Source organism: Stenotrophomonas sp. TWI602 (genome assembly GCF_039674045.1).
In the GTDB taxonomy this organism is placed as follows: Bacteria; Pseudomonadota; Gammaproteobacteria; order Xanthomonadales; family Xanthomonadaceae; genus Stenotrophomonas.
Map to the genome: position 1 here is coordinate 14,301 of NZ_JBDJMT010000031.1, position 18,386 is coordinate 32,686.

Consider the following 18,386-nt stretch of genomic DNA (forward strand, 5'->3'; position numbering starts at 1 on the left):
ATGACCGACACCGCTTCACTGCCCCTGTTCCCGCTGCACACCGTGCTGCTGCCCGGCGCGGCGCTCGGCCTGCGGGTGTTCGAACGCCGCTACCTGGACATGCTGCGCGAATGCAGCCGTGCGGGGACTGCCTTCGGGGTGTGCCTGATCCTGGACGGTGAGGAGGTCGGTGCGCCGGCATTGCCGGCCGCCTACGGGGTCGAGGCGCGGATCGAGGATTTCGACGTGGGCGCCGATGGTGTTCTGGTGCTGCGCCTGCGCGGCCAGCGCCGCTTCCATGTGGATCACACCCGCGTGCGCGACAACGGGCTGATCATTGCCGAAGTGACCTGGTGCGCCGCCGACAGTGACGATGAACTGCAGCCCGAACACGCGCTGATGGCCACCGTGCTGGAGCACATCATCGAGCAGGCCGGCGCGGCCTTCGCACCGGTCAGCCCGGCGCAGATGGAGCAGGCCAGCTGGGTTGGCTGGCGCCTGGCCGAACTGCTGCCACTGCAGGATGCGCAACGCCTGCAACTGCTGCAACACGATGACCCGCACCAGCGCCTGCAGGCGCTGCTGGACTGGATGCCGTAACGCGCGGTTCCCCCCGCGTTACGCCCCCTCGGCCGGGTAGCTCCGGCGCTGCATCACTCGGCCGGTGGCATGCGCACGCGCAGCACCGGCATCTCGGTGTCTGGATGGGTATCGACCTGCTGCGGCAGCCCGTCCAGTGCCTGGCGGACCGCATTGAGCGACGGGTCGATGCCACGCATCGGCCGCCACATCCCGATCAGCTTGAAGTGCTGCTGGTAATGCAGCGTCTGCGCACTGCCCAGCCACAGCGGTTCATTGTCCGGCGCCGCCAGGCGTGCCGGTGCCGGCCACAGGCGCAGCGCGAAGATCTCATTGGGCGCATTGCCAGCCCGCAGCATCAGCAGCGATTCGACCTGGGTATCCAGCGTGGCCGGCAGTACCGGCACCTTGTCCTTGTCGGAGGACTTGTCGAGCATCAACAACGCCTGCTCCCAGCCCGCCTGGGGCTGCACGCGCCAGCCCTGGCTTTCCAGCCGGCGCTGCAGCGGCGCCAACGGACCGGCCACCTGCACATCCAGCGGCCAGCGCTGATCGTCGTCGAACTCATTGCGACGCGAGGGCAGGTGCTGCCATTCGGTCGTCCACCAGGCCTGGGCATCCAGCGGCGCCGGGGTCGGCTGGGCAGGCTCGAAGCGCGCCAGTTTCACCGGGATGTTGCGTGGGGCATACCAGAGCGCGGCGATGGCGAAGGTGCCGTAGAACAGCCATGCCACCGGCTTGACCCAGAACGAGCGGTTGAACCGGCGACGGTAGGCGATGCCCAGCACCAGCAGCCAGAACAGGCCGAACAGCATGCCGCCGATCACATCGCTCAGCCAATGCGCGCCGAGGTAGATGCGGGCGAAGCCGATCAGGCTGACGATGATGCCCGACAGCAGGTAGGGCCATACGCGGGTGCGCCCCGGCAGTTCACGGGCGATCAGCACGGCGAAGAAGCCGAAGGTGATCGTGGCCATCGTCACCGACACGGACGGGAAGCCGAAGCCGCTGCTCGCATCCGGCGGGCGGACCACGTCCACCGTCGCACCGAGCAGCTTGCACAGCGCCAGCCCGAAGGCGAGCGCGGCCAGCCAGTGCGCGGCCGCCATCCAGCGCCGGCGCCAGACCAGGTAGCCCATGCCTGCCGCGGTGGCCGGCAGCAGGACCTGCCAGGCGCCCAGCGAGGCCAGCGCGGCCATCGGGTAATCGGCCAGCGGATTGCGCAATGCCAGCATCGCGTGGTGCACGGCCAGATCGACCATCAACGGCTCGCCGTGGGCGACCACCGCCATCAACAGCACGAACCAGCCCCAGCCGAGCAGCAGCAACATCACCGCCAGCATCGCCAGCGGCACCGACTCGCGCCGCTGCGGGTCGAACACGGCGACCGAGTAACGGCCCAGCGTCGGGTGACGCTGCGACCAGGCCAGCAGACTGGCCAGCCAGCTGTCCATGCGCGAGGCCGACCAGCGGTAGCCATACAGCACGATCGCCCACACCAGGCCCATGATCACGCCGAGCAGGGCCAGCACCATCACCAACCGGCCGGCGACCGCGGCGACCGCGTCGTAGGCCTCGCCCAGCACCCAGCCGGGCGCCAGGAACAGGACGGCCCAGGACAGGCTGGCGATGCCGCTGGCTTGGATATAGCGCGACAACGGCATCTTCATCATGCCGGCGATGGCCGGCACGAACGGGCGGATCGCGCCGACATAACGCGCCACCAGGATGCTCTTGAAGGCATTGCGGCGGAACATCGTCTCGCCGCGATCGAGCAGCTGCGGGTATTTGCTGAAGGGCCAGAAGCCCCGCAGCCGATCGCCCCAGCGCCGGCCTACCCAGTAGCTGATGCCGTCACCGGCGAATGCGCCCAACGCCGCGCAGGCCACGGCATACGGCCCGGAGATCTGGCCCAGGCCGATGAACACCCCGACCGCGAACAACAGCGGCAACGCGGGCACGATCGCGCCCAGCACGATGACCGCATCGCAGAAGGCAATGAGGAAAATGACCGCGCCGGCAAGCACGGGGTGAGCTGAGATCCACGCAAGCGTGGCATCGATCCATGACGAGTCCATCGGGGGATTATAGGGGGGGCAAAGTGACTGACTGCCCGCCAGACGCCGGGAATGTGCGGCATCTGCAGTGAATGAACGCGATCACCCGCCTAGAATGGCGGCATGACACGCCCTGCCGATCCCGCCCCGACCGCCCTCAAAGCCGACAGCTTCGGCCGCATCCTGCTGATGGAAGAGGATGGCCAGCGCTTCGTGCGCCGTGACCTGGAGGCAACGCCGTGGTGGTTGCGGGTACCGGCGTGGTGGCTGGCCCGGCGCGAGGCACGCGCGCTGGCGCATCTGGATGGCATGCCGGCCACGCCGCGGCTGCTGCGCTGGAACGGGCGCTGGCTGGACCGCAGCTTCATGGCCGGAGATGCCATGTACCAGCGTCCGCCGCGTGGCGACCTGGCCTACTTCCGCGCGGCCCGACGTCTGCTGCAGCAGGTGCATCGCCACGGCATCGCACACAACGACCTGGCCAAGGAGGCCAACTGGCTGGTGCGCGAAGACGGCTCGCCGGCCCTGATCGATTTCCAGCTGGCGGTGATCGGCAACCCGCGCTCACGCTGGATGCGCCTGCTGGCCCGCGAGGACCTGCGCCATCTGCTCAAGCACAAGCGCATGTACTGCCGGCAGTCGCTCACCCCGGTGGAAAAGCGGCTGCTCAAGCGCACCTCGTGGGTGCGTGATCTCTGGTTCCGCACCGGCAAGCCGGTCTATCGCTTTGTCACGCGAAAGATCCTGCACTGGGAAGACAACGAAGGGCAGGGTCCCAAGCCGTGAGCGCAGGCAGCGCGCACGCGCCGCAATGACCGGGCGAGCGCCCGGCCGACGCTGACCACGCGCAGCTGATCAGCGCAGATCGAGGATCTGCTTGCCGGCGAAGCGGCGTTGCGCATCGAAATCGTAGGCGACCCGCAGCACCCCATCCTCTGCACACGCATGGCAGGTGCGCAGCGGCGTGCTGTAGATCAGGCGCACGCCGCCGTTGGGCAGTGCTTCGCTGCCGCTGGCTTCGGCCGGGGCAAACGGTGAGGCATCCGGGTGTGCATCCAGGAACGGTTTGACGGTGGCATCGGCGCGCGACATTTCCGGCAGCACGTCCGCATCCACATCCACCGTGTGCCCGGCGCTGTCGACCAGCAGCGTGCCTTCATTGGTGTTGGCACGGAACGGGTATTCGATGGTGGCGATGCCCACGCCGTCCTGGTCCCGCCATGCGCTCACGTAGCCGGGATTGCCCTGCGCCCCCAGTTGATGGGCGGCGGCGATCGCCTGCGGGCTGGCCTTGGCGGCCTGCATCGCCTTGGACAGGCAATCATCGGCGACCGGTGCCTGGCCACGGCAGGCATCGACCTCGCCGTCCCAGATCGCCGCTTCGCCGAACGGGGAGGTGCCCCCGGCGGTGCCCGGGACGGTAGCTGCGTTCTGCGTCGCGGAGGCGGCAGGATCGCCAGCGGGTTGGCAGGCGCCAAGGGCCAGCACCAGGGCCAACGCGGTCAGGGGAAGGCGGATCGCCGTCATGTCGCTCATTCCATGCAGAACGTGAACGCCCAGTATCGACGCGGCGCATGAATCCGGCGTGTGCGCCGGGGCGGCATAATGCGGATTCACTGCACCCGCATCCAAGGAATTCCGCGCATGGCCAGTCTGCAAGGCAAGACCCTGTTCATCACCGGCGCCTCGCGCGGCATCGGCCTGGCCATTGCGCTGCGTGCGGCACGCGACGGCGCCAACATCGCGATCGCGGCCAAGTCCTCGGTGCCCAATCCGAAGCTGCCCGGCACCATTCACAGTGCCGCCGAGGCGGTGACCGCCGCAGGCGGGCAGGGGCTGGCACTGAAGTGCGACATCCGCGAAGAAGACCAGGTGCGCGCGGCCGTCGCCGCCACCGTGGATACCTTCGGTGGCATCGACATCCTGATCAACAACGCCAGCGCGATCTGGCTGCGCGGCACGCTGGACACGCCGATGAAACGCTTTGACCTGATGCAGCAGGTCAATTCGCGCGGCAGCTTCCTGTGCGCGCAGGCCTGCCTGCCGCATCTGCTGCAGGCGCCCAACCCGCACATCCTCACGCTGGCGCCGCCGCCGACGCTGGACCCGAAGTGGTGGGGCCCGCATACCGGTTACACGCTGGCCAAGATGGGGATGAGCTTCGTCACCCTCGGCCTGGCGGCCGAGTTCGGCCCGCAGGGTGTGGCCGTCAACGCGTTGTGGCCGCGCACGGTGATCGCTACCGATGCGATCAACATGATTCCCGGCGTGGACATCCGTGGCTGCCGCACGCCGGCGATTCTGGCCGACGCCGCGCACGCGGTGCTGTGCCGTGAGGCGGCCGGTTTCAGCGGACAGTTCCTGCTCGATGACGAGGTGTTGGCGCAGGCGGGCATCACCGATCTGAGCGGCTACGCCGTCGATCCATCGCGCCCGTTGATGCCGGACCTGTTCCTGGAGTGACGCGCGTTCGCTGCGCGCGATGACAACAGCTGCACACACTGGGCTGCTATGGTGCGTCCCCCCAATTGGTATGGACACTCGCATGTCATCTCGCACACGGACCGCGCCGCTCGCCGCCGCCATCGCATTGATCAGCCTGCTCGGCGCCTGCAGCAAGGGGCCGGGCAGCGTCGCCGATACCCAGGGCGTGGAGAAGGTGAACGCCTACATCGCCTGCTTCAACGCCGTTGAACAGCCGATCCACGAAGGTTTCCAGCAGTACATCGGCTGGATGCAGGACCCCGAGGCCGGCCCGACCGGCAACGAGAAAAAGGTGCGTGGGCCAGGTACGGTGCTGTCGCATCGCGTGGAGGCATGCAATGCCCCGATGGTGGCGGCGCTGGCGATGACGCCGGCGGAGCCCGAGCTGGATCCGGCGGCAAGCGCTTACCAGAAGACGTTCGTCGACCTGTACGCCCTGATCGAGCAGGCCGACCGTTACTACAGCCGCGAGGACTACCTGCGCGATGACCATGCCGGCATGCGCGCCCAGCATGCGCCGTTGATGAAGGCCTATATGGCGTTCTTCGATGCAGGTACCGCACTGGATGCCGCACTGGAAAAGCGCGAAGACGAACGCCGTGCCGAACAGCTCAAGGAGATTGAAGCCTCCGAAGGCCGCTCGATGGCGTACTACCAGATCAAGATCCTCGGCGACGGCAAGCAGCTGGCCCAGCTGCTCAACAGTGACACGCCTGATCTGGCCGTGGCCCGCACCCAGCTCACCGCGTTCCAGGCGCTGCTGCAGCAGGCGCAGGAGGACAAGGTCGGCAAGGGCGATGCGATGTGGGGGCACGTGGAGCGTGCGGCCGATGCGCTGGCCCGCGATGCCGGCCGTCGCATCGAGCGCGTGGAATCCAGGACGCCCTACACCCGCAGCGAGCAGATGCTGATCGAGAGCGGCGGCCGGATCAACAACCCGCAGGGCTCGGCCGAAGCGTTGCTGGTCAGCTACAACGACCTGGTCGACATGAGCAACCGCCTGGCCCAGACCAGCGGCGCACGCTGAGCGAACGCGGGGCCGGCTGCCAGGCGGCCAGCCCCGCGTTGATCAGACGTTGAAGACCGGGGGCAGTTTCTCGCCGCAGTGTCGGCAATGCACGGCATCCGGTTCGTGGCCTTCCAGCCCGCAGTGCGGGCAGCCGCGCGCATCCCGGCGCGCGGCATGCTCGGCATCGCGCATGGTATTGGCCAGTTCGGCGGTGTAGATGCCGGTGGGTACGGCGATGATGCTGTAGCCGATCAGGATCAGCACCGAGGTGACGAAGCGGCCCAGCACGGTCTGCGGCACGATGTCACCGAAGCCCACCGTGGCCATGGTCACCACCGCCCAGTACATGCTGCTGGGGATGCTGGTGAAGCCGTGGTTGGGGCCTTCGATCACGTACATCATGGTGCCGGCGATGATGGTGATGGTGATGACCGTGAACAGGAACAGCAGCACCTTGCGCCGGCTGCGCCACAGTGACTCCATCAGCACGCCGCTTTCTTCGATGTAGCGGGTCAGCTTGAGGATCCGGAACACCCGCAGGATGCGCAGCGCGCGCACCACCAGCAGGCTCTGCGCGCCGGGAATGAACAGCGACAGGTAGGTCGGCAGGATCGAGGCCAGATCGATGATGCCCCAGATGCTGAATGCGTAGCGCAGCGGGCGTTTGACCACCACCAGCCGCAACAGGTACTCGGCGGTGAACAGGATCGTGAAGCCCCATTCGAGCACGTAGAGCCCGTCGGCATAGGCCGCATGGAAGCGCTGCACGCTGTCGAACATGACCACCACCACGCTGGCGACGATCGCGTAGACCAGCAGCAGGTCGAAATTGCGCGAGGGCCGGGTGTCGTGGCGGTAGATGATGTCGAACCACTGGCGGCGCCAGCCGGATTCGGTGGCGGGGTTGAGCTGGGGGGCAGTGAACGGTCGCATGGGGCGCATTGTGCCCCACCGGCCCAAAGCGCGAGAATGGGATCTTTCCTGAGCCGTTGACTGCCATGACTGCCGCTGCCACCGATCCGCTGTTGTCCCTGTCGCATTACTACCTGCCGGTCTACAAACCGCGCCAGGTGGTGCTCGAACGTGGCCAGGGCGCGCGCGTCTGGGACAACCAGGGCCGTGAATTCATCGATCTGGCCGCCGGCATCGCGGTGTGTGGCCTGGGCCACAACGATCCGGACCTGAAGGCCGCGCTGATCGAGCAGGCCGGCAAGTTGTGGCATACCAGCAACGTGTTCTACAGCGAGCCGCCGCTGCGCCTGGCCGAAGAACTGGTCACCGCCTCGCGCTTCGCCGAGCGCGTGTTCCTGTGCAACTCCGGCGCCGAAGCCAATGAAGTGGCGATCAAGCTCGTCCGCAAGTGGGCCTCCTCGCTGGGCCGGCCGGCGCATCAGCGCGTGATCGTGACCTTCCGCGGCAGCTTCCATGGCCGCACCCTGGCCGCGGTGACCGCCACTGCCCAGCCGAAGTACCAGGAAGGCTACGAGCCGCTGCCCGGTGGCTTCCGCTATGTCGACTTCAATGACGAGGTCCAGCTGGAAACCGCGATGGCCGCCGGCGATGTCGCGGCGGTGATGCTGGAGCCGATCCAGGGCGAGGGCGGCGTGATGCCGGCCAAGCCTGGCTTCCTGCAGCGCGTGCGCGAGCTGTGCGACCAGCACAACGCGCTGGTGGTGCTGGATGAGATCCAGGCCGGCATGGGCCGCACCGGCACCTTGTTCGCGCATTGGCAGGACAACATCAAACCGGACATCGTCACCCTGGCCAAGGCGCTGGGCGGCGGCTTCCCGATCGGCGCGATGCTGGCCGGCCCGAAGGTGGCCGAGGTGATGCAGTTTGGCGCGCACGGCACCACCTTCGGTGGCAATCCGCTGGCCGCCGCCGTCGCCCGGGTGGCGCTGCGCAAGCTGTCCTCGCCGGAGATCGCGCACAACGTGAGCCGTCAGTCGCAGGCGCTGCGCGATGGCCTGGGCAAGATCAACGACGAGTTCAAGGTGTTCAGCCAGGTCCGCGGTCGCGGGCTGATGCTGGGCGCGGTGCTGGACAAGGATTTTGCCGGCCAGGCCGGTCCCATCCTCGACCACGCCGCCGAACACGGCCTGCTGACCCTGCAGGCCGGGCCGGACGTGCTGCGCTTCGTGCCGTCGCTGAACATCACCGATGAGGAAATCGCCGAAGGCCTGAAGCGTCTGCGCGCGGCCGTGCAGTCGTTCATCGCGTCGCGGTAGAGCCGACCGTTGGTCGGCTGCTGTTGCTGTTGCTGTGGCGCGTGCGCAGCCGACCGTTGGTCGGCTCTACCCCAGGGCGTACCGCTTGATGACCTTGCCGAACGCGCGGCTGTCCGTCGCGGTCTCGGCCGGCAGACCGGCCAGCCGAGCCCCGCGCACGTTGACGAACAGGTCATCGATGAACAGCGTGCGCTCGGCGCGCGCCCCCAGCAGCGTCACCGCCTTGGCGAATATCGCCGGATCCGGCTTGCGCCCGCCCAGCGCACCGCTGCACAGGATGCGGCCGTGCAGGGCATCGGCCAGGGTGGGAACAAGCTGTGGAATCGTCTGCGCCATCAGCGCGCCGTTGTTGGTCAGGATGCCGATCGGCAGTGCCTGCGCGATCCGCGCCACGCGTTCGATCACCCCTGTTTGCGGTGCGCACGCGGCGATGCGCGCGGCCTGCCACTGCGCGATGCTGATCGTGGTCTGCAGTGCATCACCCAGTCGCTGCAGGTAGGCGTCCGTGGCCATGCCGCTGTCGTAGGCGCGCTCCAGCCCAGTGTCGAACAGCGCCGCCTGCACCTGCGCCGCACTGCAGCCGACGCTCGCGGCCAGATGGCGCACACGCAGGTGCCGCGCATAGCGCACCAGCACGCCATCGAAATCCAGCAGCAGGCACTCGATCACATGCGGCATGGGGCCGTCTCGTCCAGATCCAGTGCTGACCGTAACCCACCCAGTGCCTGCGCTGCGACATCGCGTCGCACGTCGCCTGCACGGTCGGTCACTAGAATCGCGGGGACTGCCTGATGGAGATCGCCTTGAAACTGCTTGCCCCCGTGTTGCTTGCCGGCCTGATGCTGGCCCCGGCCGCCCATGCGCGTGTCTGCGCGATCGCCATCGACAGTACCGACCAGATGAGCTTCAGCCAGAAGGAACTCAAGGTTGCCGCGGACTGCACCCAGGTGAAGCTGACCCTGCGCCACACCGGCAAGCTCGCCGCGACCGCGATGGGCCACAACTGGGTACTGACCCGCGCCGCGGATTACCAGCCGGTGGCGATGGCCGGCATGCGCACCACGTTGGCCGACAGCTACCTGTCCAAGGGCGATGCACGCGTGCTGGCGCACACGCCGGTGATCGGCGGGGGACAAAGTACCAGCGTCACCTTCTCCACCGCCAAGCTGACCAAGGGCGGCGACTACACCTTCTTCTGCTCGTTCCCCGGCCATTTCGCGATGATGAAAGGCCGTTTTCTGTTCGGCTGAGCGCCGAAAACGGCCGGTAGCTACCGACCGTTGGTCGGTAGACGCCGTGACGACCAACGGTCGTCACCTACGCGGGATGATCGGTACGCACGCCGTGACGACCAACGGTCGTCACCTACCCGGGATGATCGGTACGCACACCGTGACGACCAACGGTCGTCACCTACGCAGGGTGATCGGTACGCACGCCGTGACGACCAACGGTCGTCACCTACGCGGGGTGATCGGTACGCACCCGTGACGACCAACGGTCGTCACCTACCGCGTTCTATCAGCCCTTGACGACCTTGAAGGCTTCGCGCGCGGCTTCGAGCGTCGCATCGATGATGCTGTCGTCATGGGCGCTGGACAGGAAGCCGGCTTCATACGCCGAGGGGGCCAGGAACACGCCGCGCTCCAGCATCGCGTGGAAGAAGGTGTTGAAGGCGGTGATGTCGCACGCGGTCGCCTGCGCGTAGGTCTCCACCTTCTGGTCAGTGAAGAACAGGCCGAACATCGCGCCGACCTGGGTGGTGGTCACTGCCACGCCTGCATCGGCCGCCGCTGCTTCCAGCCCTGCGCACAGGCGCGCGGCCGAAGCACTCAGGCGATCATGGAAGCCCGGTTCCTGCACCAGTTCCAGCATCGCCAGGCCGGCTGCCATGGCCACCGGATTGCCGCTCAGCGTGCCCGCCTGGTAGATCGGGCCAGCTGGGGAAATCTGCGACATCAGCTCGCGGCGGCCACCGTACGCACCCACCGGCATGCCGCCGCCGATGATCTTGCCGAAGGTGGTCAGGTCCGGGGTGACGCCGTAATGCGCCTGCGCGCCACCGAGGGCCACGCGGAAGCCGGTCATCACTTCATCGAAGATCAGCACCGTGCCGTACTGCGTGCACAGTGCGCGCAGGTGCTGCAGGTAGCCCTCGCGCGGCGGGATGCAGTTGGCGTTGCCGACCACCGGCTCGATGATCAGCCCGGCGATGTGCTCGCCCTGTTCGGCGAACAGCGCCGTGGCGGCCTCGAAGTCATTGTAGGGTAGGGTCAGGGTGAGTTCGCTCAGCCCGGCCGGGACGCCTGGCGAGGTCGGCACGCCCAAGGTCAGCATGCCGCTGCCGGCCTTGACCAGGAACGAGTCGCCATGGCCGTGGTAGCAGCCTTCGAACTTGACGATGCGGCTGCGGCCGGTGGCACCGCGTGCCAGCCGGATCGCCGACAGGGTGGCCTCGGTGCCCGAGTTGACCATGCGCACCATCTCGCAGGACGGCACCAGCCGGGTCAGCGTTTCGGCCATGGTCACTTCGGCTTCGCACGGCGCGCCGAAGGACAGACCGTTGCCGATCGCCTGCTTGACCGCCTGGCGCACGGCGGTGTGGTTGTGGCCAACGATCATCGGGCCCCAGGAGCCGACGTAATCGATGTAGCGGTTGTCGTCCACGTCATACAGATAGGGGCCATCGGCGCGCTTGACGAAGAACGGCTCGCCGCCGACCGACTTGAACGCGCGCACCGGCGAGTTGACGCCACCCGGCAGCAGCTTCTGGGCGCGGGTGAACAGGGCGTGGGACTGGTCGTGGTTCATGGAGTGTCCTGGGTCTTACGGAAACTGGGCGAGGAAGGCGCGCTGGGCGGCAACCGGGTCGGGGGCGGCGAAAATGCCGCTGACCACGGCCACCAGGTCGGCACCGGCCGCGATGATGGGACCCACATTGTCCGGGCTGAGCCCGCCGATCGCCACCCGCGGCACGCCCAGTGCGGCGCTTTGCCGCAGCAGGTCCGGCGTGGCACGGCTGGCGGTGACCTTGGTGGTGGTGGGGAAGAACGCGCCGAAGGCCACATAACTGGCGCCTTCGGCCACGGCACGCGCGGCATTGGCCAGCTGGTCATAGCAGGACGCGCCGATGATGGCGTCGGGCCCCAACAGGGCACGCGCCGCGCCGATGTCGCCGTCGGTGCCGCCCAGGTGCACGCCAGCGGCGCCCACGGCATGGGCAAGCGCCGGGTCGTCATTGATGATCAATGGCACGCCGTGCTGCCCGCACAGCGCCTGCAGCGCGGTCGCCTGCCGCAGGCGCTGGGTGGCATCGGCGGTCTTGTTGCGGTACTGCAGCCAGGTGGCACCAGCCGCCAGCAGCGGCGCGGTGCGCGCCAGCAGCCGTGCGGTATCGGGCTCGTCGGGGGTGATGAGGTAGACGCCGCGGGGCGGCGTGGGGGCTGAAGCGTGATTCATCAATGGCTACCGGTAGCGCAACGGGAGTGGGACAATGAGCGCTGTCAGCTCTTGTCCTGCCGTGATTATCCGATGACCGACGCAACCGCCACCACCTTCCGCACCTGGATGTGCGTTGTCTGCGGCTTCCTGTACCGGGAAGAAGACGGGCTGCCGGAAGAGGGCATCGCCCCGGGCACGCGCTGGGACGACATTCCCGATACCTGGACGTGCCCGGACTGCGGCGTGACCAAGGATGATTTCGAGATGGTCGAAGTCGACTGAGACGCCAGCCAGCCGCCCTGTCGCGGCGCCGTCAGTGCAGACGCGGCACCACGCCACCGAGGCCGACCAGCTTCTCACGCACGAACTGGGCATCGCTGGCCTTGGCATTGCGCTTGAGATACAGCCCCAGGTCGCTGCGCGCGCCGGCCTCGTAATCCAGCTGCAGGTAGGCCATGCCGCGGTCACGCAGGGCGTCGTCCTGCTCGGGCGCCAGCTTCAGCAGGCGGTCGGCACTGCGCGCGGCGCGGTCCCATTCGCCGCGTTCCACGTACACGCCGTGCAGGTTGCGCAGCATCCGCATCAGGATCGCGCGTGCCGGGGCCGGGTCCAGGATCTGCGCGAGCACGTCGTCGTCGGGCACTTCACCGCCCAGGTGTGAGCGTGCGCGTTCGCGCAGTTCCTCCACGCCCAGTGGTCGGCCGCCGTTGAACGGGTCCATCACCAGCACGCCGTCGTTGAGCGGCAGGCGCACCAGGAAGTGCCCCGGGAAGGACACCCCGTCCAGCGGGATGCCGAGCCGGCGCGAGACTTCCATCTGCACCAGCGCCAGCGAAATCGGATTGCCCAGGCGGCGTTCAAAGACCTGGTTCAGATAGCTGTTGCGTGGGTCGTAGTACTCGCCGTGGTCGCCGCTGTAGCCCAGCTCGTCGAACAGGTGGCGGTTGACCGCGGCGATCTTCAGCGGCCACATGTCGATCGTGGCGATCTCGGTGCGCAGGTGGTCGGCGTGACTCTGCAGGACCGCGTCGTAGACGGCGGGGTCCAGATCCGGATATTCGTCCCGGGCGATCAGCAACGCCGTCGGCAACAGCGGCAGCGCCTCGTCATCCAGCTCGGCCAGTGAGTCCCACGTCGGCAATGTGATCTGCCCCTGCATGGGACAAGACTGGCGACAAACGCGCCGCGATTCAAGGGCGCGGCGCGTTTATCGGTGCCCTTTTACTTGCCGTCGGCGATGCCGGGGCCGAACGTGAGTTCGGTGCCGTCCTTGAGCGCCATCTTTTCGGCCTGCCCGGCGTTGAGTTCCAGCACGTAGCGGGCCGGTTCGCTGCTGGGGTAGGGCGGGCAACGATCGCCGGCCGAACACGGCGGCACATCGCGCTGCTGGCTGACCAGGCGGCGCTGCGCATCGAAGTACAGGATGTCCAGCGCGATCTTGGTGTTCTTCATCCAGTACGCCTGCAGTTCTTCGCGTTCGTGGATGAACAGCATGCCGTGGTCCTCGGGCATCTGGTCGCGGAACATCAGCCCGCGGGCGCGGGTGTCGTCATTGGTGGCCAGTTCAACGTGGTAACGGTTGCCGTCCAGCTCCACCCAGTGGCGGGCGTTGGTGCTGGCGCAGCCGGTCAGGGTGAACAGCAGGAGCAGGGGCAGCAGGCGCAACAGGGACATGGGCGTACCTCGTTGGGGTGGCCGGCGCACAGGCCGGCCACGGGGTCAGATCACGATCGGCGGCTCACCGCCGATGATCACCACATCGGCCGGGCGGCGCGCGAACAGGCCGACGCTGACCACGCCCGGCAGCTGGTTGAGCTCGCGCTCCAGCTTGACCGGATCGGTGATCTCCAGGTGGTGGATGTCCAGGATCACGTTGCCGTTGTCGGTGACCACGCCCTCGCGCCAGGCCGGCTGGCCGCCGGTCATGTCCATGATGCGGCGGGCGACCAGGCTGCGCGCCATCGGGATCACTTCCACCGGCAGCGGGAACCTGCCCAGCACCTTGACCTGCTTGCTCGGGTCGATGATGCACACGAAGCGCTCGCTGGCCTCGGCGATGATCTTCTCGCGGGTCAGCGCGGCGCCGCCGCCCTTGATCAGGTTCTTGTTGCCGTCGCACTCGTCGGCCCCGTCCACATACAGCGACAGGTTGCCGGTGTGGTTGAGCTCGAGCACCTCGATGCCGTGCTGCTTCAGGCGCGCGGTGCTCTGGTCCGAGCTGGACACGGCGCCCTTGATGCGGTGCTGGATCTTGGCCAGGGCATCGATGAAGTAGGCCACGGTGGAACCGGTGCCGACCCCCACGATCATGCCGTCTTCGACGTATTCAATGGCTTTTTCAGCGGCCAGGCGCTTGGCTTCGGACATGGCGGGCAACTCTTGGAGGAAAGGGGTCAGTGCTTTTCCAGCGACAGCAGCAGCTTCCACTGCGCAGCGGTCACCGGGAGGATCGAGAGACGGTTGCCGCGCGCGGTCAGCGGGAATCCTTCGCCCAGCGCATCGGCGTGCAGCTTGATCTCATCCAGCGAAATGGTGTCGCGCAGTTTGCGTTCGAAGGCCACGTCCACCAGCATCCAGCGCGGTTCTTCGCGGGTCGCCTTGGCGTCGTAATAGTCCGATCCGGGATCGAACTGGGTGTCGTCCGGATAGGCCTCGCTGGCCACCGTGGCCAGCCCGACGATCCCCGGCACCTTGGTGTTGGAGTGGTAGAACATCACCCCGTCGCCGACCTTCATGCCATCGCGCATGAAGTTGCGTGCCTGGTAGTTGCGCACGCCGTTCCAGGGCTCCCGGCCCACGCGCTGCAGATCATCGATGGAAAAAGCGTCCGGTTCGGACTTCATCAGCCAGTAGCGCTTGCGTGCGGTCATGCGGAGTCTTTGATTACGGTAGGTGCCGACCGTTGGTCGGTACGCAGACGTGGGTGGAGATGTCGGTGCAGATCGCATCCACCGCGACGTCCCAGGGGTGCACCGGCAGGTCATCGACCTGCTGGACCGAGAAGCCCACCCCGACCAGCCACGGCGGCGCCGGGCGCTGGTGGCGGAATGCGAAGCTGCGATCATACCAGCCGCCTCCCATGCCCAGCCGCCGGCCCTGTGCGTCGAAACCAACCAGCGGCGCCACGACCAGCGCCATCTGCTCCGGTGCGAGCGTGTCGTCCAGCGCGAGATCGGGTTCGGGGATGCCGAAGCGGTTGGTGGTCAGTGCCTGCCCCGGGCGCCAGGGCGCGAAGCGCAGCGTCTTCTCGTGCAGGACCGGCAGGCAGTAGGTCAGGCCGGCGGGCAACTGCATCTGCCAGCGGTGCAGCGCGATTTCCCCATCCATCGCCCAGTAGCCGGCGACATGGCCCTGCGTGGGCGCGAAAGGAAGGGCGAGCAGGCCATCGGCCAGGTGTTCGGCGGCGGCCAGGCGCACGGCGGCGGGGAGATCACGGCGGCGTTGGCGCAGCTGCTGGCGCAGCGCGGAGCGCGGGTCGGTCATGCCTGGGTCCGGAGCGTGCGGGGGAAGCGGATAAAACAAGAGCGACGTCCCAAGGGAACGCCGCTCTTGCTGGAATATTGCATTCTCCGCCGTGACGATGCATGCGAAACGACCTTGAACCCGGGGTTCAAGTGGGTACGCTGGGGTTCCATCGGGCTTCCCGCTACAAGGCGGACTTGCACTCCCGGCGCCGTCGCGCACCCGTGGTCGTAATTAAGGGACAAGGCGAATGTTTGCACACGCCGTCGTTCACAGCAGAGAACGCAACGAGGATTATAGCCCTCTTGTACGATTCGGCCAGTCCGTTCGTCGGTCGAATTGCACTTCAATTCAGATCGATGAAGACCATGCGATGCACTTGTGCAATCGACCACCGCGTGGAACCGGTCGCGTGGATCAACCCGCGTTGTCGAACGCCCGATCCAGGCGGCGATTGAGATCGCTCAGCGTCTGCTGCAGGGCAATGGCCTGCCGGGCGTGCTCATCACGCAGCTGCTGCAGCTCGTGGGCCAGGTTCAGGGCGGCCAGCACCGCGACCCGGTCGACCGCGGCCATCCGGTTGCTGCCGCGGATCTCGCGCATCTTGGCATCCAGCAGCCGGGCGGCGGCGGTCAGGCTCTCGCGTTCCTCGGCCCCCACCCCCACCGTGTATTCACGATCCAGGATGCGGACACTGACCGGTTCGGTCTGGCTCATGTGTGCTGCTCCAGGGACTTGAGGCGGGTGATCATCGCTTCGACCCGGGAGCGGGCCTGCTCGTTCTTGGCCAGCAGCTGGGAGCGCTCGGCCACCAGCTGTTCCTGCTGATGGCGCAGGCTGCGGTTCTCGTCTGCCAGACGCTGGTTGCGCTCAAGCAACGCCTCCACGCGGGCGGCGAAGGCCTGCAATTGGGCGATGGCGTCGGCGGGTTCCATGTCCGGCACCATAGGCAAGGGCGGACGGGGCGGTCAAGCGAATAATGACGGGGCCTGCCGGCCGTCGGCCCACCGGTGCCGGGGCAGGGCCTCGGGCGGGCCATGGCAACCCGGTGGACACAGGTGGATTGCTACACTGTGGCGCTCACAAACCGTAGCCCCAAGATGACCGAACTCCCGAGTGTCGACGACGTAAACCAGGCCAGCCAGGCCCTGGGCCTGGGCGCCAGCGCCGCTGAACTGCACGGCGGCCTGTGCGGCTGGCTGTCCGCCGGTGGTGCGCCGGTGCGTGAATGGCCGGCCCGCGTCCTGGCCGATGACAACCTGCCGACCCCGGCCGAAGGTGACGCCCTGGCGCGCCTGCTCGATGCCAGCGTGGCGCAGATGGAAGACCGCGATTTCGCCTTCGAACTGTTGCTGAGCGATTCAAGCGATACCGCCGCGCAGGCCGATGCGCTGTTCACCTGGGCGCGCGCGTTCCTGGGCGGCTTCGGGCTGGGCTCGGGCCAGAACCGGCCGGCCTTGTCCGAAGAGGGCGATGAAGCCCTGACCGATCTGGCCAAGCTGGCCCAGGCCTCCAGCGAAGACTTCGAAAGCGGCAACGACGACGACGAAGACGCGCTGGCCGAGATCGAGGAGTTCATCCGCGTGGCGGTGCTGCTGCTGCACGGTGACTGTGTCATGGCCGCGCGCCACCGGCAGCGCCTGAACTGAGATGGATATCCGGCAGCTGACCGGCATCTCCGCCGCCGAATACACCCGCCGCCGCCAGCAGTTGATGGAGATGGCCGGCGATGACGCCATCCTGGTGCTGCCGGCTGCATCCGAGCGCGTGCGCAGCCTGGATACGCATTATCCGTTCCGCCAGGACTCGGATTTCTGGTACCTGAGCGGCTTCCCGGAACCGGAGGCCGTGCTGGTGCTGATCCCGGGCCGCCGCCATGGCGAGGTGATCCTGTTCTGCCGCGAGCGCGAAGCGGACCGCGAAGCCTGGGATGGCGCGCGCGCTGGCCAGGAAGGTGCGGTGTCGCAGTACGGCATGGATGACGCCTACCCGATCGACGATCTGGACGACATCCTGCCCGGCCTGCTGGAAGGGCGCTCGCGGGTGTACTACCACTTCGGTCGCGATGCCGAGTTCGATCTCAAGCTGATCGGCTGGGTCAACCGGGTACGCTCGCAGGTGCGGCATGGCGCGCAGCCGCCGCATGAATTCCTTGAGCTGGGCCACCTGCTGCACGAGCAGCGGCTGTTCAAATCGACCGCGGAAATCGCCGTCATGCAGCGCGCCGCCGACATCAGCGTGCAGGCCCACCGTGCCGCGATGCACGTGGCGCGGCCGGGCATCCACGAGTACGAACTGCAGGCCGATCTGGAGCGTGTGTTCCGTGCCAATGATGCGTGTGCGGCCTACAGCAGCATCGTCGGCGCCGGTGCAAACGGCTGCATCCTGCATTACCGCGACAACAACGCGCGCTCGCACGATGGCGATCTGGTCCTGATCGATGCCGGTGCCGAGTACCGCGGCTACGCCAGTGACATCACCCGTACCTTCCCGGTCAACGGCCGCTTCAGTGCCGAGCAGCGCGCGCTGCATGACCTGGTCGGTGCGGCGCAGGCGGCGGCGCTGGCCCAGGCCCGCCCGGGCAATGCGTACGAAGCCGGCCATCTGGCCGCCGTGGAAACCCTGACCGACGGCCTGCTGCGGCTGGGCCTGCTCAAGGGCACGCTGGAAGAGAACATCGCCGAAGCGCATTACCAGCGGTTCTACCGGCACAAGACCGGGCACTGGCTCGGTCTGGACGTGCACGACGTCGGCGATTACCGGCTGGCCGGGGATTCGCGGATGCTGGAGCCGGGCATGGTGTTCACCATCGAGCCGGGCCTGTATGTCTCACCGGACGACCGCAGCGTGGAAGCGCGCTGGCGCGGTATCGGCATCCGTACCGAAGATGACGTGCTGATCACCGAGGACGGCCATCAGGTACTGACGGCTGCGTTGGCACGCAGTTCCGATGAGATCGAAGAAGAAATGGCGAAGCGCTGATCCGCTTCAGGGTAGAGCCACCCCATGGGTGGCGGCGGGTGCGTGACGAAGGCACCGGTGGCCGTGCGGCGCATCACACCGGTAGTGGCGGGGGGGGGGGCGGGGGCGGGGGGGGCGCCGACACAGGGGGGGGGGCGCCCCGGGCGCGCCGGACCCCCCGGGGCG

Annotated in this window: 22 protein-coding genes and 1 other RNA gene; 9 read left to right on the top strand and 14 right to left on the bottom strand. The window is 67.5% G+C overall.

What is annotated here, in order from left to right; genetic code table 11:
- A complete protein-coding gene (locus ABE483_RS17560) occupies positions 1-579 on the top strand; it encodes an LON peptidase substrate-binding domain-containing protein (RefSeq protein WP_313209180.1) in 579 nt (192 codons plus the stop codon).
- 53 nt (positions 580-632) lie between these two features.
- Here the strand turns inward: ABE483_RS17560 and ABE483_RS17565 are convergent, their stop codons facing one another.
- On the bottom strand, positions 633-2,636 hold the full coding sequence (locus ABE483_RS17565; protein ID WP_313209181.1) for a VTT domain-containing protein: 2,004 nt from the start codon (positions 2,634-2,636) through the stop codon (positions 633-635).
- Positions 2,637-2,738: 102 nt separating this feature from the next.
- Here ABE483_RS17565 and ABE483_RS17570 point away from each other — a divergent pair, with 102 nt between their 5' ends.
- The gene (locus ABE483_RS17570; protein ID WP_313209182.1) at positions 2,739-3,401 is read left to right on the top strand and encodes a phosphotransferase; all 663 of its coding nucleotides are present in this window, start codon (positions 2,739-2,741) and stop codon (positions 3,399-3,401) included.
- A gap of 69 nt (positions 3,402-3,470) precedes the next feature.
- On the opposite strand, the gene ABE483_RS17575 is transcribed toward ABE483_RS17570, so the two are convergent.
- A complete protein-coding gene (locus ABE483_RS17575; RefSeq protein ID WP_313209183.1) occupies positions 3,471-4,142 on the bottom strand; it encodes a hypothetical protein in 672 nt (223 codons plus the stop codon).
- Between the two features lie 117 nt (positions 4,143-4,259).
- On the opposite strand from ABE483_RS17575, the gene ABE483_RS17580 reads away from it, so the two are divergent.
- Both ABE483_RS17580 and ABE483_RS17585 read left to right on the top strand, forming a co-directional pair.
- Positions 4,260-5,078 carry an NAD(P)-dependent oxidoreductase gene (locus ABE483_RS17580; RefSeq protein ID WP_313209184.1) on the top strand — a complete coding sequence of 273 codons (819 nt, stop codon included), beginning with the start codon at positions 4,260-4,262 and terminating at the stop codon, positions 5,076-5,078.
- An 82-nt stretch (positions 5,079-5,160) separates the two neighbouring features.
- On the top strand, positions 5,161-6,126 hold the full coding sequence (locus tag ABE483_RS17585) for a YiiG family protein (RefSeq protein ID WP_346482125.1): 966 nt from the start codon (positions 5,161-5,163) through the stop codon (positions 6,124-6,126).
- A gap of 42 nt (positions 6,127-6,168) precedes the next feature.
- On the opposite strand, the gene ABE483_RS17590 is transcribed toward ABE483_RS17585, so the two are convergent.
- Positions 6,169-7,041 (bottom strand): ion transporter, encoded by an 873-nt coding sequence (locus tag ABE483_RS17590; RefSeq protein WP_313209186.1) that lies wholly within the window; start codon positions 7,039-7,041, stop codon positions 6,169-6,171.
- A gap of 65 nt (positions 7,042-7,106) precedes the next feature.
- On the opposite strand from ABE483_RS17590, the gene ABE483_RS17595 reads away from it, so the two are divergent.
- Positions 7,107-8,336, top strand: coding sequence for an acetylornithine transaminase (locus ABE483_RS17595; protein ID WP_313209187.1), 1,230 nt, complete (start codon positions 7,107-7,109; stop codon positions 8,334-8,336).
- Positions 8,337-8,402: 66 nt separating this feature from the next.
- On the opposite strand, the gene ABE483_RS17600 is transcribed toward ABE483_RS17595, so the two are convergent.
- Positions 8,403-9,014: an HAD-IA family hydrolase gene (locus ABE483_RS17600; protein ID WP_346464632.1), complete on the bottom strand. Its 612-nt coding sequence runs from the start codon at positions 9,012-9,014 to the stop codon at positions 8,403-8,405.
- Positions 9,015-9,127: 113 nt separating this feature from the next.
- Between ABE483_RS17600 and azu the strand changes: the two genes are divergently transcribed.
- Positions 9,128-9,586: an azurin gene (gene azu, locus ABE483_RS17605; protein ID WP_346482126.1), complete on the top strand. Its 459-nt coding sequence runs from the start codon at positions 9,128-9,130 to the stop codon at positions 9,584-9,586.
- Positions 9,587-9,857: 271 nt separating this feature from the next.
- Here azu and hemL read toward each other — a convergent pair whose 3' ends face one another.
- Positions 9,858-11,147 carry a glutamate-1-semialdehyde 2,1-aminomutase gene (hemL, locus tag ABE483_RS17610; RefSeq protein ID WP_313209190.1) on the bottom strand — a complete coding sequence of 430 codons (1,290 nt, stop codon included), beginning with the start codon at positions 11,145-11,147 and terminating at the stop codon, positions 9,858-9,860.
- A gap of 15 nt (positions 11,148-11,162) precedes the next feature.
- Entirely contained in the window at positions 11,163-11,795 is a 633-nt protein-coding gene (gene thiE, locus ABE483_RS17615; RefSeq protein ID WP_346482127.1) for a thiamine phosphate synthase, read from the bottom strand.
- A gap of 72 nt (positions 11,796-11,867) precedes the next feature.
- On the opposite strand from thiE, the gene ABE483_RS17620 reads away from it, so the two are divergent.
- A complete protein-coding gene (locus tag ABE483_RS17620; RefSeq protein WP_313209192.1) occupies positions 11,868-12,059 on the top strand; it encodes a rubredoxin in 192 nt (63 codons plus the stop codon).
- A gap of 31 nt (positions 12,060-12,090) precedes the next feature.
- On the opposite strand, the gene ABE483_RS17625 is transcribed toward ABE483_RS17620, so the two are convergent.
- From ABE483_RS17625 to ABE483_RS17660, 8 genes are all read right to left on the bottom strand, one after another.
- Positions 12,091-12,936 (bottom strand): tetratricopeptide repeat protein, encoded by an 846-nt coding sequence (locus ABE483_RS17625; protein ID WP_123730293.1) that lies wholly within the window; start codon positions 12,934-12,936, stop codon positions 12,091-12,093.
- 62 nt (positions 12,937-12,998) lie between these two features.
- Complete coding sequence (locus ABE483_RS17630) at positions 12,999-13,451, bottom strand: DUF192 domain-containing protein (protein ID WP_123730294.1); 453 nt, start codon at positions 13,449-13,451, stop codon at positions 12,999-13,001.
- 45 nt (positions 13,452-13,496) lie between these two features.
- Positions 13,497-14,144, bottom strand: coding sequence for a ribose-5-phosphate isomerase RpiA (gene rpiA, locus ABE483_RS17635; RefSeq protein ID WP_346464634.1), 648 nt, complete (start codon positions 14,142-14,144; stop codon positions 13,497-13,499).
- Positions 14,145-14,170: 26 nt separating this feature from the next.
- On the bottom strand, positions 14,171-14,647 hold the full coding sequence (locus ABE483_RS17640) for an EVE domain-containing protein (RefSeq protein WP_313213073.1): 477 nt from the start codon (positions 14,645-14,647) through the stop codon (positions 14,171-14,173).
- A gap of 13 nt (positions 14,648-14,660) precedes the next feature.
- A complete protein-coding gene (locus tag ABE483_RS17645) occupies positions 14,661-15,260 on the bottom strand; it encodes a 5-formyltetrahydrofolate cyclo-ligase (RefSeq protein WP_313213075.1) in 600 nt (199 codons plus the stop codon).
- A gap of 79 nt (positions 15,261-15,339) precedes the next feature.
- A non-coding RNA gene (gene ssrS / locus ABE483_RS17650) (6S RNA) lies at positions 15,340-15,524 on the bottom strand.
- A 132-nt stretch (positions 15,525-15,656) separates the two neighbouring features.
- Complete coding sequence (locus tag ABE483_RS17655) at positions 15,657-15,956, bottom strand: cell division protein ZapA (RefSeq protein WP_313213077.1); 300 nt, start codon at positions 15,954-15,956, stop codon at positions 15,657-15,659.
- A complete protein-coding gene (locus ABE483_RS17660; protein ID WP_019183857.1) occupies positions 15,953-16,174 on the bottom strand; it encodes a TIGR02449 family protein in 222 nt (73 codons plus the stop codon). Before ABE483_RS17660 ends, ABE483_RS17655 begins: the two co-directional genes overlap by 4 nt.
- 165 nt (positions 16,175-16,339) lie before the next feature.
- Between ABE483_RS17660 and ABE483_RS17665 the strand changes: the two genes are divergently transcribed.
- A complete protein-coding gene (locus tag ABE483_RS17665; RefSeq protein ID WP_346482128.1) occupies positions 16,340-16,888 on the top strand; it encodes a UPF0149 family protein in 549 nt (182 codons plus the stop codon).
- Between the two features lie 7 nt (positions 16,889-16,895).
- Positions 16,896-18,221: an aminopeptidase P N-terminal domain-containing protein gene (locus ABE483_RS17670; protein ID WP_346482130.1), complete on the top strand. Its 1,326-nt coding sequence runs from the start codon at positions 16,896-16,898 to the stop codon at positions 18,219-18,221.
- The last annotated feature ends 165 nt before the right edge of the window (positions 18,222-18,386 follow it).

Excerpts from the sequence above, each read along its gene's own strand:
- thiE (WP_346482127.1), bottom strand. The coding sequence starts at position 11,795 with ATGAATCACGCTTCAGCCCCCACGCCGCCCCGCGGCGTCTACCTCATC.
- ABE483_RS17600 (WP_346464632.1), bottom strand. The coding sequence starts at position 9,014 with ATGCCGCATGTGATCGAGTGCCTGCTGCTGGATTTCGATGGCGTGCTG.
- hemL (WP_313209190.1), bottom strand. The coding sequence starts at position 11,147 with ATGAACCACGACCAGTCCCACGCCCTGTTCACCCGCGCCCAGAAGCTG.
- ABE483_RS17645 (WP_313213075.1), bottom strand. The coding sequence starts at position 15,260 with ATGACCGACCCGCGCTCCGCGCTGCGCCAGCAGCTGCGCCAACGCCGC.
- ABE483_RS17630 (WP_123730294.1), bottom strand. The coding sequence starts at position 13,451 with ATGTCCCTGTTGCGCCTGCTGCCCCTGCTCCTGCTGTTCACCCTGACC.
- ABE483_RS17565 (WP_313209181.1), bottom strand. The coding sequence starts at position 2,636 with ATGGACTCGTCATGGATCGATGCCACGCTTGCGTGGATCTCAGCTCAC.
- azu (WP_346482126.1), top strand. The coding sequence starts at position 9,128 with ATGGAGATCGCCTTGAAACTGCTTGCCCCCGTGTTGCTTGCCGGCCTG.
- ABE483_RS17655 (WP_313213077.1), bottom strand. The coding sequence starts at position 15,956 with ATGAGCCAGACCGAACCGGTCAGTGTCCGCATCCTGGATCGTGAATAC.
- ABE483_RS17560 (WP_313209180.1), top strand. The coding sequence starts at position 1 with ATGACCGACACCGCTTCACTGCCCCTGTTCCCGCTGCACACCGTGCTG.
- ABE483_RS17585 (WP_346482125.1), top strand. The coding sequence starts at position 5,161 with ATGTCATCTCGCACACGGACCGCGCCGCTCGCCGCCGCCATCGCATTG.
- ABE483_RS17625 (WP_123730293.1), bottom strand. The coding sequence starts at position 12,936 with ATGCAGGGGCAGATCACATTGCCGACGTGGGACTCACTGGCCGAGCTG.
- rpiA (WP_346464634.1), bottom strand. The coding sequence starts at position 14,144 with ATGTCCGAAGCCAAGCGCCTGGCCGCTGAAAAAGCCATTGAATACGTC.
- ABE483_RS17660 (WP_019183857.1), bottom strand. The coding sequence starts at position 16,174 with ATGGAACCCGCCGACGCCATCGCCCAATTGCAGGCCTTCGCCGCCCGC.
- ABE483_RS17620 (WP_313209192.1), top strand. The coding sequence starts at position 11,868 with ATGACCGACGCAACCGCCACCACCTTCCGCACCTGGATGTGCGTTGTC.
- ABE483_RS17575 (WP_313209183.1), bottom strand. The coding sequence starts at position 4,142 with ATGACGGCGATCCGCCTTCCCCTGACCGCGTTGGCCCTGGTGCTGGCC.
- ABE483_RS17595 (WP_313209187.1), top strand. The coding sequence starts at position 7,107 with ATGACTGCCGCTGCCACCGATCCGCTGTTGTCCCTGTCGCATTACTAC.
- ABE483_RS17580 (WP_313209184.1), top strand. The coding sequence starts at position 4,260 with ATGGCCAGTCTGCAAGGCAAGACCCTGTTCATCACCGGCGCCTCGCGC.
- ABE483_RS17570 (WP_313209182.1), top strand. The coding sequence starts at position 2,739 with ATGACACGCCCTGCCGATCCCGCCCCGACCGCCCTCAAAGCCGACAGC.
- ABE483_RS17665 (WP_346482128.1), top strand. The coding sequence starts at position 16,340 with ATGACCGAACTCCCGAGTGTCGACGACGTAAACCAGGCCAGCCAGGCC.
- ABE483_RS17640 (WP_313213073.1), bottom strand. The coding sequence starts at position 14,647 with ATGACCGCACGCAAGCGCTACTGGCTGATGAAGTCCGAACCGGACGCT.
- ABE483_RS17590 (WP_313209186.1), bottom strand. The coding sequence starts at position 7,041 with ATGCGACCGTTCACTGCCCCCCAGCTCAACCCCGCCACCGAATCCGGC.